This is a genomic window from Sphingomonas sp. BGYR3 (assembly GCF_025153455.1).
Taxonomy (GTDB): domain Bacteria; phylum Pseudomonadota; class Alphaproteobacteria; order Sphingomonadales; family Sphingomonadaceae; genus Sphingomonas.
The window spans coordinates 2430513-2443798 of the sequence record NZ_JANZNT010000001.1 but is presented as its reverse complement, the minus strand read 5'-3'; the positions used below and the strand labels follow the sequence as shown (position 1 = coordinate 2443798).

Genomic DNA, 13286 nt, shown 5'->3' with positions numbered 1-13286 from the left:
TCCATGGCCGTGACGCTGGACAGTCGCGCCGAGCGCGCGCGCGGCTATGTCGTCATGGCCATCCTGTACGTCCATCTGCTTGGCACCTTCCTGCTATCGCGCCCCGATCCGTCGATCGCGCCGCTGACGTTCATCCAGATCAAGCTGCTGGCCCCGCACGTCTCCGTGTTCTTCCTGCTAGCGGGGATGAGCGCGCCGCGCCTTGGCCAGCGCGGCCTCGCTAGTGTCCTGTCGCAAAGCGTGATGCTGCTCTTGCTGGCGGCGGTATCGCACGCCATCGGCTATTGGATCGGCCCGTTCCTGCATGACAGGCCGGACAGCTGGTCGGCGATCATGGACGGGTTTCTGCGGCCGCTGGTGACCGGCACCGGCTTTTCCACCTTTGTCGCGTGGTTCTTCATCGCCTTCGCCTTTGCCCGTCTGTTCGCCCATCTGCTGCAACGGGACTGGCGCATGTTCGTCGTGGCGGTTGCCGGCATGGCCGCAATCATCTGGGCGGGGCGCAAGCTGGGGATGCCCGACAACTGGCTGGAATGGCGCACCCTGCCCGCGGCAACAGCGTTTTTCCTGATCGGCCAGCGTATTCCGGCCCGCTGGCAGGTGCCGGCATGGCTGGGGGTCCTGTCCCTGTTCGCGACACTGGCGATTGCGTGGTTCAACCGGCCGGGCATCCTGCGCGACGGGCCATGCCTTGCCTGCAATGTCCAGTTCGTCAGCCAGCCGATGGTCGGGCAATTCGGATCGGCTCCGGTGTTCCTTGTTCAGGAACTCAGCTTCCTCCTCTTCCTGCTCTGGGTGACGCAGCCGCTGCCGCAGATCGCATGGCAGCGTGTGCCCCGCCTGTTCGGGCATAATGCCTCGGCCATTCTGCTGCTGCATGGCTGGGTGATTGCGGCGCTGTTCCCGCTGCTGCCGCCGCTGTTTCCGGAGCGGGAGCAGCTCTGGCTGTTTCCGGTGCTGCTGATCGGCGGCGTGGTCGCCCATGCGGGCATGTTTCTGCTGTTCCGCCCGGCGCTGGAGCGTGTGCTGGCGCTGTGCATGGTCACGGCGCGCCTGATCGTCGAAGCGCCGGGCCGCCTCGTCCGCCCGGCCAAGGGGGCAGCAAAGCCGTGACCGCTTCGGCCCTGCCCCCAGACCGGCCCGGCGTCCAGCATCGCCGCTGGTCCGCGGCAACCCCGGTGCCGTCGCCGGATGCGCCCGGCATGATCGTGCTGTGGAACGACTGGCGGCCGATCGGCCATGTCCTGCGCCTTGCCGATGGCAGCATCCGTCAGCGGCTGCCCGATCCCGGCATGATCGACGAGCCGCGACCCGTGGCTATGCCCGCGACCGGAACGATCAGCGTCGTCATCTGCACCCGCGACCGGCCGGACGATATCGCCCATTGCCTTGCCTCACTGGCGCAACAATCGCGCACGCCGGATCAGATCGTCGTGGTCGACAATGCCTCGCGCGACGATCGCACGCGACAGGCGGCACTGGCGGCCGGGGTCGTTTACCTGCGCGAGGATCGGGAGGGGCTGGATTTCGCCCGTAACGCCGGTGTCGCGGCGTCGACCGGAGACCTTGTGCTGTTCACGGACGACGATGTCCTGCTCGACCGCGACTGGGTCGCCCGGATGGCGGCCGCGTTCGACCATCCGGATATTGGCGCAGTCACCGGCCTGGTTCTGCCTGCCGAACTGGCCAGCGACGCCCAGCTCTATTTCGAAAGCCATTGGGGCTTTGGTCAGGGGTATGCGCTGCGCGACGTGACACCCGCTGAATTCAACCGCCATCCCCCCCGCATCGCCTTTCCCGCATGGGATCTGGGCGCGGGGGCCAGCATGGGGTTCCGGCGCGCGGTCTTTGCCGATGTCGGCCTGTTCGACGAACGGCTGGGGGCGGGCCAGTCCGGCTGTTCCGACGATTCGGAATACTGGTATCGCCTGCTCCATCACGGCTGGCGGCTGCGCTACGATCCCCGCATAGTTGCCCACCATGTCCACCGCCGCGACGAAGACGGCCTGTCGCGGCAGATTCATCAATATATGCGCGGTCATGTCGCCGCACTGCTGATCCAGTATGACCGGACGGGGCGGCCGGGCAATTTGTGGCGGGCGCTGTGGGATTTGCCGCTGCTCTATGCCCGCCGCTGGTTGCGCAGGGCGATCGGCCGGCGCGCCGATGCGGCCGACCGCTATCTGGACCAGGAGATTGCGGGCTATTTCAGCGGCATCCTGTTCTATCTGCGCAATCGGGGGCACCGCGCATGACCATGCTGGCTCCGCGGGTGACCATCGTCATGCCTGCCCGCAACGCTGCGGGCACGATCGACGCAGCGATTGCCAGCGTCATTGCCCAGACGGTGGCTGACTGGGAACTGATCGTCATCGACGATGCCTCGACGGACGATACCGCCTCTTGCATCGCCGCCCTTGCCGCGAACGATCCGCGCATCCGGCCGCTGTCCGGTCCGGGCAAGGGCGCGGCAGAGGCGCGCAATCTGTGCATCGCGGCTGGCCGCGGGCAATGGCTTGCCTTTCTGGACGCGGATGACTGGTGGGAACCGGACTTTCTGGGCACCCTGATCGCCGCACTGGATGGACAGCCGGCAGGTGCCATCGCCTATTGCGGGTATCGGCGGGTCATGCCCGATGGCAGCATGGGACCGGCAACGGTCGATCCGCGCGTGGCGCGCGCGCCCTTTGCCGCCTTTGCCCTGCCCTGCCCGGTGACGATCCACACCCTGCTGCTCGACCTGCAACAGGTGCGGGCGGCGGGGGGTTTCGACACCACCCTTGTCACCTGCGAGGATTGGGATCTGTGGCAGCGGCTGTCGCGTGCCGGGGCGCCATGGGTCATGGTGGATCGGCCGCTCGCCTATTACCGCGCCTCTGCCGGATCGCTGACCCGCGCCAGCCACCGCATGATGCAGGATGGCCGTGTCGTGCTGGCCCGCGCCTATGGCCCGGATCCCCGCGTGGCCGATCCGCTGCCGGAACACGCCAACGGCCTGTCCGTCAATTATGAGGGCCAGTCGCTGGCGGAAGTCTATGCCTGGTTCGCCCTGTGGAACCGGGTCGTCGCCCGCATCGACGGCGATACCGCGCCATGGGACGATGCCGCGCTTGCCCCGCTGACCCGGTCGGTCGATTGGAACAACGCCATCGCCGCCTCGATCCTGAATGCCGCGATGGTCGGGTTGCGGCTCACCCTGGCGGACATGGCGGCACATTGGGGCCGCCTGGCCCCTGCCGTGCGCGATGCGGTGTCGGCGGTGACGGGCGCGTGGCAGGCCCCCGACGCCTATTACCGGCTGATCGGCGCGGTCGAGGATCAGGTGCTGCGCGAAAGCCATGCCGATCCCCAGCCGCGCGTGCTCGACACGACGATGCGGCTGCACGTCCCCATCGAAACGCCGCCGCACACCGCCCTGCCCGACGGAGTGGATCGGATTCTGGCGGTCTTTACCCAGCAGGGGCGGCCGATTGCGACCCGTCTGGTCGGGGCGCTGGGCGATCTGGGTCCGGCGGACTGGCACCGGATCATCGGCATGACCGTGCCGCTGCCCAGAACGGCCCGCGCCGCGCTGCGCGCACGGCCGGTGGACACTGCCCTGCGCGTCAGCCGGTCCCTGATCCGTCAGGCGGCGCGCCGCCCGTCGACCGTCCTGTCCTCAACCGGGCTGCGGGCGGCATCGCGGCAGGCATTTGCCGACGCACGGCTTGGCCATCTGTCGACGCTTGCCGCATCGCCGCACCGCGCCCGGATCGATCACCTGCGCACGCGGGCAGCAGCAGCAGCCGGCGCGATCGAGGTCGCGCCGGTGGCGGCACCCCGCCTGGCCGCCCCGCCGGAGGAGGAACGGTCCGGCGACCGCAAGGGATTCTGGGACCGCTATTTCGAAACGGACGATCCGTGGAATTACGGCTCCCCCTATGAACAGGAAAAATATGCGCGGCAGGCGGATATGCTGCCCACAGGGCCAATCGGCACCGCGCTTGAACTGGCCTGTGCCGAAGGGTTCTTCACCCGCTATCTTGCCCCCCGTGTCGACCGGCTGATCTCGACCGACATTGCGGAAAAGGCGGTGGAGCGCGCGGCGGCCCGCAACGCCGACCGGGACAATATCGACTGGCGCACCCTGGACCTGTCCGCCGATCCCCTGCCCCAGGGCATGGACCTGATCGTCTGTTCGGAAGTGCTCTATTACCTGTCCGATGTCGCAGAGCTTGCCGCCGTGGCCCGGCGGCTTGGCGATGCGCTGGCACCGGGCGGCGCGATCCTGACCGCCCATGCCTATGTCCTGACCGACGATCCGGCCAGCACCGGCTTCGACTGGGGCAACCCCTATGGCGCAAAGCAGATCGCCGAAACCTTTGCCGCCACCCCAGGCCTTGTGCTGGAGGAATCGTTCCAGACCGAGCTGTACCGCATCGACCGGTTCAAAAAGACCGCCGATCCCGTCGAACCCGTGGTCCGCCGCGGCGATATCGATGCACCGATCGAGGATGCGGTCGGCCGCGCGATCGTCTGGGGCGGGGCAACGATGCGCCGGTCGACGGCGCTGGCGACGGAGCGGACGACGCGGCTGCCCGTCCTGATGTACCATGGCGTGGCACCGGACGGACCGTCGGGCCTCGCCCGCTGGCGGCACACGCCCGATGCCTTTCGCCAGCAGTTGCGCTGGTTGCGCGCCAATGGCTATCACGGCCTGACCAGCGATCAGGTGCAGTGGCACCTCGCCACCCGGACGCCCTTTTGGGGCCGCCCGGTGTGGATCACGTTCGACGATGGCTATCAGGACTTTGCCGATCATGCCTGGCCGATCCTGCGCGCGCATGATTTTCCGGCGGAGATGTTCATCGTCACCGGGGCGATCGGCCGGTCGGCTGAATGGGATGCCGCGCTGGGGACGCCGCCTGCGCTGATGGAAGCCGCGACGATCACCGCACTGGCGGCAGAGGGCGTCGCCTTTGGCAGCCATCTGCACACGCATCGCGCCGCCGACCTGCTGGCGTCCGACGCCCTTGGCACCGAACTGGCCGATTCGGCCGCCATTCTGGAACGGCTGACCGGACGACGCCCGATCAGCCTGGCCGCGCCGTTCATGGCGCCCGATGCCCGGCTTGGGGCATTGTCGGCGGAATTTGGCTATTCCCTCGCTTTTGTTGCGCGCACCGGCGTTGCCGGGCTTGGCGACCCGCCGCTCGATCTGCCGCGGCTGGAGGTTGAAGGCGGCGTGCCGCTTGACCAATTCGCCGCCATGATGGAGGCCGCGCGGTCATGAGCGCGCCCCTCGTCTCTGTCGTCATCCCCAATTACAACGGCGCGCAAACGCTGGACGAAACGCTGAACAGCGTGCGCGGCCAGAGCCATTCGGCGCTTGAAATCATTGTGGTCGACGATGGATCGCGCGACGACAGCGTTGCTCTGGTCGCCCGCCACGCGGCTGTCGATCCGCGCGTGCGCGTGATTCAGCAGGTCAATTCCGGTGTAGCGGCCGCCCGCAATGCCGGGTGGCGGGCCGCGGCCAGCGATTTTGTCGCCTTTGTCGATTCGGACGATCTGTGGGCGCCGGACAAGATCGAACGCCAGCTGCGGCGGATGCAGGCGGCCGATAATCCCGGCCTCGTTTACTGCGGCTATGCCCTGATCGACCGCGAAAGCCGCGTGCTGGAACGCGAACCGTGCGCCGCCCACGAGGGCGATGTGCTGGGCAAGCTGGTGCAGGGCAACTTCATCGGCAATGGCAGCGCGGCACTGGTGCAACGCTGGGTGCTGGAACGGACGGGCGGGTTCGAACCGGCATTGCACCATGCGGGCGCTCAGGGGTGCGAGGATCTGCTGTTTTACTGCCGTGCCGCCGAACATTGCGGCTTTGGCGCAGTGCCGGACCATCTGGTCGGATACCGCACCCTGCCCGACAACATGTCCAGCGACGGGCGGCGGATGCTGCGGTCGTGGCAGATGGTGATCGACGAAATCGGCGGGCGCCACCCCGAACACCTGCCCGCCCTTGAACAGGGGATCAGCTGGTTTGCCATCTGGACGGCCAATCGTGCCCTGTTTCAGCGAAAACCGATGATGATTGCCCGGATCCTCGCGCATCTTGCGCCCGGCCGTCCTGCGCTGGCCGCGCGCATCCTGATGCTGGAAATGCCGCGCGCGGTTCGCCGGTCGCTGTACAAGCGCCGCCGCATCGCCGCCGCCGTAGAAACAGGCGCAGTGGCCGCCGCCCCGGCCGAACGCTATCCGATCGGCGTTCCGGCATGATCCGGCCGCTCCGCCGTCTGTGGCACGGCATCATGGGCAGGATCGCCGGTCGGGAACAGATTGCCACGCTGACCCGGCTGTTCGCGCTGGTCGGCAAACCGGGCTGGACCACGCCGGCGCTGCTCGGGCTTGGCCTGCTCGCCTCCTTTGCAGAGACGATCGGCATCACCCTGATCCTCCTGTTCCTCTATCTGGCGCTGGGTCAGTCGGGGGCGGAGGTCGGCGGCATGGCCGGCCGCGTGCTGGATCAGCTGGCGGTCTGGTTCGGCAGCTCGGTCTGGCTGGCCGGCGCGATCCTCGTCATGATCATCGCACGGGCGCTGATCGCCTATGCCTATACCCGGCTCAGCTCTGCCGTCGGCGAACAGATCAGCCAGAATGCGCGCGACATCGTGCACAGCCAGTATCTGAACGTCGAATACGGCTATCTTCAGGGCAAGGAACAGGCCGAGCTGATGGAGACGCTGGGCACGGAAACCTGGCTCGCCTCCCGCGCCTATATCAGCTGGACCCGGCTGATGATCAACGGCTGCTCGATCCTCGTCTTCACGCTGGCGCTGCTGTTCCTGTCGTGGAAGATCACGCTGGTCGCGATCCTCGGATCGGGCACGATCTCGCTGATTGCCCGGCGTTTCTCGCGCAATGCCCGCACGCTGGGGGCAGAGGTGCGCGCGGTTCAGCGGGAACTGGGCGCCCATATGCTGATGACGCTGCAGGGGATGCGGACGATCCGTGCCTATGGGCTGGAACCGGACCATGACCGGCGGTTTCGCGATGCATCGGCAAGAGCGCGGGCGGCATCGTTCCGCCAGGATCAGATGACGGCATGGCTGACCCCGGCGACGGAGGTCGGCTATCTGGCGATCCTGTGCCTGATCGTCGGCGGCGTCGGCTGGTGGGGGGTCGGCTTTGCCATCACGCTGGGCGCGGTCGTCCTGTTGTACCGGATGCAGCCGCATGTCCGCGAGCTGGAGGGCAATCTGCTCTACCTGCGCCAGATCGATCCGCAGCTTCAGTCGCTGCGTGCGATGATCGAACAGGATGACAAGGTGTTTCCGCAGGCCGGAACCCAGCCGTTCGCCGGGCTGAACCAGGCCATCCGGTTCGACAATGTCGGCTTCACCTATCCGCGCGGCGACAATCCGGTGCTGAACGGGGTCAGCTTTACCATCCCGGCGGGGCGGACGACGGCGCTGGTCGGGGCAAGCGGCGCTGGCAAGACGACGATCGTCAATCTGCTGCTGCGCCTCTATGAGCCGTCATCCGGCGACATCCGCATTGACGGAACGCCGCTGTCGCAGGTCCGCCGGGACCAGTGGCTGGAACGGCTGGCCGTCGCCGGACAGGATGTCGACCTGGTCGAAGGGACGGTCATCGACAATATCCGCATGGCCGATGCCGACGCCGACATGGACCGCGTCCTTGCCGCATCGCGCGCGGCGGGCGTTGCCGAGTTCATCGAGCCCCTGCCCTGCGGCTATGACAGCTGGATCGGACAGGAAGGGCTGCGCTTTTCGGGTGGGCAGCGCCAGCGCATCGGCCTTGCCCGCGCCTTGCTGCGCGAGGCCGATTTCATGATCCTGGATGAAGCGACCAGCGCGCTCGATCACGCGCTGGAAGAGCGCATCCGGGCCGAAGTGGACACTGCGATGGCCGGCCGCACGGTCATCGTCATCACCCACCGCCTGCACATGATCCGCCATGTCGATCACATCGTCTGGATCGAAAACGGCGTGCTCAGGGCAGAAGGCTCACCGGCCGAACTTGCCGACCGGATCCTGTCGATGAACGCGCAACCTGTCGACGGCGCGGCTGCAACCGTTCAGCACGATGGACTATAAGAATCGGTGCGATGGCCAGCCCGGTCAACAGAATGATTGACCCATGGCGGCTGGCCTCATGCTACCCGATTTCGGCACTGCCGGTGACAATTCATGCGGGTTATCCCGTAATTCGTCTGAGAATGGACCAAATCGGCGGTAGAACAGCGTTAATTTACTGGACGATAAGATTGTTCTGTGACTTCACGAAATCGAGCGGATGCACGCATCCGGGGGTGTAGCAGGGGCTTGGGCTGGTGAGCAGGAAGATACTCGTTTCGGGCGGTGCCGGGTTCATCGGGTCGCATATCGTCGATCGGCTGGTTCAGCGGAACGACTTCGAATCGCTGGTCATCGTCGACAATTTCTGGACCGGGCTTCAGAGCAACCTCGCGCACATCTCCGACCCGCGGGTACATCTCGTGCAGGCGGACGTGGAGACCTTCTCCACCGAAACCCGGTTTGACGAGATCATCCACCTCGCCTCGCCCGCTTCGCCTCCATGGTACATGCGTGAGCCGATCCGGACCATCAACGCCAATCTGATGGGCGCGATGAACCTGATCAACAAGCTGACGCCGGGCGGCAAGATCAGCTTTGCGTCCACGTCCGAAGTCTATGGCGATCCGCTCGTGTCGCCCCAGCCCGAAAGCTATCGGGGCTCGGTCGACTGCACCGGCCCGCGTTCTTCGTATGACGAAAGCAAGCGCTGCACCGAATCGCTGCTGTTCGAATGCCGCCGGACGCAGGGGATCGACCTGCGCATCGTTCGCCTGTTCAACGTCTATGGCCCGCGCACCCGGCCGGATGACGGCCGCGCGGTATCCAATTTCCTCAGCCAGGCGCTGACCCATGGCGAACTGACCGTATATGGCGACGGGATGCAGTCCCGCAGCTGGGGCTATGTCGACGATATCGTGGACGCGCTGGAACGCTATTTCTGGAAGGACGATGTCTCCTATGTCGGGCCGCTGAATATCGGCAACGACAAGGAAATCCCGGTCATCGACATCGCACGGTTCATCACGGAACTGGTGCCCGGCAGCCGGATCAAGATCTGTCCGCCCATCCCGCAGGATCCGACCAACCGCCGCCCCGACCTGACGCTGTGCCGCCAGGTGCTGCCGGGCTGGGAAGCGAACGTCACCTATCAGGACGGCATCGCACGGACCCTGCAATGGTTCAGGGATCAGGTGATGTCCGGTGCGCAGACCAGCGCCCCGACCCCGGTTCGCCTGGCCGACTGACCCCCGGCTGCTATCGTTAGGCCCGCCAGTGGCGCGGGGCGGACGGTTCGTGCATTACGGCACCTGTCGTTCGATACGCGCGGCCTTGCGCAGCCGGTCCAGGATCATTGCGGAAACCGCATTGCGCCGCTCCCGCATCAGGGCAGCGGCCGCATCAGCCTCCATCGCCTGACGCGAAATGCGGATCGGCCATCGCTGAAACACGCGAAGCCGGGCACCGTCCGGCCGCTCGACCCAGCTGTCGATCGCGGCAGCGGCCAGCCGCTGGGCGAACTCGGGCTCGATCGATGCACTGTCCAGCACAACGGCGTTGCCCGCACCATCCGCTGCCGCCACCGCAAATCGATTGGCATATCGATAGGGCAAGGCATTGATCCGCGCTTCGATGGCCGCCGCATCGGGGCGGGCGGCCGCAGGCTGCAATCCCTCCAGATAGCGTTGGGCCAGCGCAAGCTCGTCATTGCGCATGATCGCGATCTGGTAACTGGCCAGCCGGTCGATCCGCGCCTCGCGCGCCGCCTCGACCAGCAGCTTGCGCTCGATCACCCGGTCGAGCGCAGCCTGCTGCGCCGCTGCATCGGTGAACGCGCCGCCGGTAGCGCGCAGCTCCTCGGTCACCTCGCGCCGCGTCACCTCCTCGCCATTGACCACGGCCATCACCTGCCCCTCGGGCGGGCCGGCACGACAGCCGCCACAGGCCGCGATAACGGCAAGGACGATGGCGAACCGTATCCGAACATCGCCCATCATGCGCGCACCCCTAGGACAATCTGCACCGCGCGCGGCGACAGGGCGCGGAACAGATCGGCCTGAAACCGGATCAGGGTGGCAAAGCCGGCTGCATCTGCCGCCGGTCCGCTGCTCAGCGTGGAAAACCGGCACAGCCGGGCCGCTGGCTGGACCCCCATCAGATTCTGGCGGATCAGCGTCAACCGCTGTTCGCTGGCATCGCCGACGAACTGGTCGCCGATCCGCATCCAGTAGAGCAGCAGCTCGCGCCGCCCCTCCCGCTCCGCGATCGCCAGTTGACCCGCGCCGGTCACGCCCGTGCCCGGAAACAGGTCGATCGTGCCCCGTCGGGTGAACTCGAACCCGGCCCATCGGTAACAGGCCGCCGGATCATGGACACCCAGCCCCTGAACATCCTCTGCACCAGCGGCGGCGACCACCATCACCGTCGGCTGCCGGTCCGCCACATAATGCCGCATCGTCAGGTCGGAATAGACCCGGCCGCTCAGGCCATCTTCTTCGGGCAGGATCAGGTCGTTGGACGACACCCCGCGATACGCCCCGACGATGGACGGGATCACCCGATCGAGCGTGCCAGGGGACAGGATGGCATCCTTGTCCACCACGGGCCTGCCAATGACGCCCAGCACGCCGGTGGCAAGCAAGCCGGAGCCGATCAGCATCCCGCGCCGGTTCATCCCGCTCATGCCGCCGCTTCCTTGCGCGGACCGGTCATCAACCGGTCCAGCGCGATCAGCATGGCCATGGCAAAGGCGAACAGGATCAGCCCGGCAACGGGATGCACCCATCCTTGCGCGATGCGGTCGCCAAACTCGATCGTGATTCCCATCAGCGTCAGGATCCGGGCAAGGTTCGCGGCAACCGCGATGGGCACGATCAGGGGCACGACCAGCCATGCCCGCCGCCAGTCGCCGCGATGGCGCAGGTGCAGGTACAGCATGCCCACGGCGAACAATCCGACCAGCGACCCCATCCCCGCACATGCCTCTGCCACGCGCAAGTCATAGGGACCAAGGTGGATCATCGCATCGCTGCTGGATGCAGGCACACCCAGTTGCCAGAAGATTGCCGCCGCGACATCCGACAGCCAGAGACTCAGCGTCAGGATCGCCGGCGCGCTGATCAGGCTGGGCGGAGGGACCAGCAGCGCCATGAACAGCAACGGAAAGGCCATTTGGCGCGCCAGCGGCATACCACCGCGGTGATAGGCGGCCATGGCAGCAACCGCCATCACCACAATCCATTCGACCCAGACAAAATCCACCCGGCGCGCGGCAAGATATCCGACCAGCGACACCGCCAGCCCGGCCCAGAGCGGCCATGGCACGCGTCCGGGCGGGGTCAGCGGCCCGCCCAGCTGACGCACGATCAGCCACACGCCCAGCATCAGCAGGAACGGGCCATGCGCCCCCTGCTCCGTCCGCCATGCCCCGGTCGCTTGATCGACGATCACCGGCGCGGCTATCACGACCAGGCCGAACAGCGTCAGCGCATCGCCCGGCACGACGCGCATCGGCGTGCCCCGGTCGCTGGCCGAATCACTGGCATCCGCACGCGATGGTGCGTTCCGGTCCATCGATTTCACGATTGTCGCCGCCCCCATCCGGTCTGTTCCCTTATGGGGTGTGATGAACGCTACTTCCATCAATACTGAAAATAGCGCATGGCTTTACTGACATGGAGGGGCAAGGGGATTAATCATGGCCACTGCGATCGACCATAACGGCGGACCGATGGACGTCAATGCGCAGCCGGCTGCCCCCTCGCGTCTTCGCCTGGTGGCCATCGGGGCGACGGTGATCATCACCGGATATTTCCTGATCGAATCGATGCTCTATCGCGGACTGTCCGAATGGATCAACGAATGGCAGTTCACCGTCTTTGGTCAGGCAATCCCGGTGATCACCCTGATGCTGCTGGTCACGGTGTTCGCCGGGCCGATCTGGCTCATCTACTGGGCGGGCACGCGCAAGCGGCGCCGCGAAGCTGCGGCGGTGGTTGTACCGGCCAGTGACGATCGCTGGCGGCGCGGGGCGGACCGTTTCCGCCGGCTGGCCGATGGCACCGCCATGGTGCTGGCCGCGCTCGCTATCGGAACGCTGGTCTGGGGCAGCATCGTCATCGGCAATGCGGGGCGCGTGATCGTCGCGCCCTCGGCCCCGGCCCGGCCATCGCAGCAGGTGCAGACCGTGGTCGGCACGGTCGATCCGCGCCTTGCCGCTGTCGTGTCGCAGGGGCTGCTCTTTTCGGAACGCACTGCCCGCTATGCGCCGGTCATCGAACCGGGCGTGGGTCAGACGGTTCGCTATTTCGTCGAGCTGCCCGCCGATCCCGACGCTCCGGCGGTCGATCTTTCCCGGCCGAACCTGTTGTTCAAGGGGCAGTTGCCGGGCGCGGCCCGCATCCTGTTCGAACGGTCGGGCGTGCGCGTGGCCGACGAACGCTATGTCATCGCGCGGGACAGCACCGGCATCCGCACTCCCTATTGGGCGGGCGCACTTGTGTTGCTGATCGTGGCCGTTGCGGCGTTTATCATTGCGCGGCTTCAGGGACGGCGCATTCGCAAGATCGTCGGCGCAGGGCCACGAAAATCAGCCTAAATGCGGGTTTAACCAGACCTGCCCACGCTTAATTGAAGGGCGCACCGTTAATCGTGCGCCATGCAAGAGCGGATTCCTTGGTCGAGCGTTGCCAGCGCGCTGCTGCTTAGCGGTGCGATGACGGCGTTTGCCCATTGGTCCCCGACCGACCGGCACGCCGCCATGTCGGGCCTGGCCGCGGTGCTCGCCGGGCCGCCGCCCGCCGATGCGCCCGGCGATCCCACGCCCGACGCCAGCCCCGCCATGGTCAGCATCGCCCGGTCGTCGGACGGCATGTTCTATGTCACCGCCATGGTGAACGGACAGCCGCACCGGTTCCTGGTCGATACCGGCGCCTCCGTGATGGTCCTGTCGCGGGCGGATGCAGCGCGGCTCGACATTGCCGACATCGTGGACGGGGGCGACACGTTTCGCACAGTCGGTGGCACGCGCAAGGTCAGGATGGGCCATGCACAGGCCGTTCAGATCGGCAATCGGACCATGCGCGACGTCAAGGTCGCCATCGTCGATGATGACGGCGTCGGCGTATCGTTACTGGGGCAGAGCGCCCTGGCTCAGGCGGAAAGCATCACCATCAGCAAGGATCGCATGACGATCCGCTGACGGCCGAA

Annotated in this window: 11 protein-coding genes; 8 read left to right on the top strand and 3 right to left on the bottom strand. The window is 66.6% G+C overall.

Annotated features, from left to right (window positions below; all coding sequences use genetic code 11):
- Window positions 1–9: 9 nt before the first annotated feature.
- The 6 genes from NYR55_RS11585 (at window position 10) to NYR55_RS11560 (ending at window position 9325) form a co-directional block, all read left to right on the top strand.
- Window positions 10–1113, top strand: coding sequence for a hypothetical protein (locus tag NYR55_RS11585; RefSeq protein ID WP_260021463.1), 1104 nt, complete (start codon window positions 10–12; stop codon window positions 1111–1113).
- On the top strand, window positions 1110–2255 hold the full coding sequence (locus NYR55_RS11580; protein ID WP_260021462.1) for a glycosyltransferase: 1146 nt from the start codon (window positions 1110–1112) through the stop codon (window positions 2253–2255). Before NYR55_RS11585 ends, NYR55_RS11580 begins: the two co-directional genes overlap by 4 nt.
- On the top strand, window positions 2252–5272 hold the full coding sequence (locus tag NYR55_RS11575) for a trifunctional glycosyltransferase/class I SAM-dependent methyltransferase/polysaccharide deacetylase (protein WP_260021461.1): 3021 nt from the start codon (window positions 2252–2254) through the stop codon (window positions 5270–5272). The genes NYR55_RS11580 and NYR55_RS11575 overlap by 4 nt, the downstream gene beginning before the upstream one ends.
- A complete protein-coding gene (locus NYR55_RS11570; RefSeq protein ID WP_260021460.1) occupies window positions 5269–6258 on the top strand; it encodes a glycosyltransferase family 2 protein in 990 nt (329 codons plus the stop codon). The genes NYR55_RS11575 and NYR55_RS11570 overlap by 4 nt, the downstream gene beginning before the upstream one ends.
- Complete coding sequence (locus NYR55_RS11565; RefSeq protein WP_260021459.1) at window positions 6255–8099, top strand: ABC transporter ATP-binding protein; 1845 nt, start codon at window positions 6255–6257, stop codon at window positions 8097–8099. Before NYR55_RS11570 ends, NYR55_RS11565 begins: the two co-directional genes overlap by 4 nt.
- A gap of 236 nt (window positions 8100–8335) precedes the next feature.
- Complete coding sequence (locus tag NYR55_RS11560; RefSeq protein WP_260021458.1) at window positions 8336–9325, top strand: NAD-dependent epimerase/dehydratase family protein; 990 nt, start codon at window positions 8336–8338, stop codon at window positions 9323–9325.
- A 54-nt stretch (window positions 9326–9379) separates the two neighbouring features.
- Here the strand turns inward: NYR55_RS11560 and NYR55_RS11555 are convergent, their stop codons facing one another.
- From NYR55_RS11555 to NYR55_RS11545, 3 genes are read right to left on the bottom strand one after another with little or no spacing between them, the layout of a single operon-like run.
- Window positions 9380–10075, bottom strand: a complete 696-nt coding sequence (locus NYR55_RS11555) for a hypothetical protein (RefSeq protein ID WP_260021457.1) — start codon at window positions 10073–10075, stop codon at window positions 9380–9382.
- On the bottom strand, window positions 10072–10761 hold the full coding sequence (locus NYR55_RS11550; protein ID WP_260021456.1) for an exosortase C-terminal domain/associated protein EpsI: 690 nt from the start codon (window positions 10759–10761) through the stop codon (window positions 10072–10074). Before NYR55_RS11550 ends, NYR55_RS11555 begins: the two co-directional genes overlap by 4 nt.
- Entirely contained in the window at window positions 10758–11678 is a 921-nt protein-coding gene (locus NYR55_RS11545; RefSeq protein WP_260021455.1) for an exosortase/archaeosortase family protein, read from the bottom strand. The genes NYR55_RS11550 and NYR55_RS11545 overlap by 4 nt, the downstream gene beginning before the upstream one ends.
- A 97-nt stretch (window positions 11679–11775) precedes the next feature.
- On the opposite strand from NYR55_RS11545, the gene NYR55_RS11540 reads away from it, so the two are divergent.
- Together NYR55_RS11540 and NYR55_RS11535 are read left to right on the top strand one after the other, a co-directional pair.
- The gene (locus NYR55_RS11540; RefSeq protein ID WP_260021454.1) at window positions 11776–12675 is read left to right on the top strand and encodes a hypothetical protein; all 900 of its coding nucleotides are present in this window, start codon (window positions 11776–11778) and stop codon (window positions 12673–12675) included.
- A 60-nt stretch (window positions 12676–12735) separates the two neighbouring features.
- The gene (locus NYR55_RS11535) at window positions 12736–13278 is read left to right on the top strand and encodes a retropepsin-like aspartic protease (protein WP_260021452.1); all 543 of its coding nucleotides are present in this window, start codon (window positions 12736–12738) and stop codon (window positions 13276–13278) included.
- The last annotated feature ends 8 nt before the right edge of the window (window positions 13279–13286 follow it).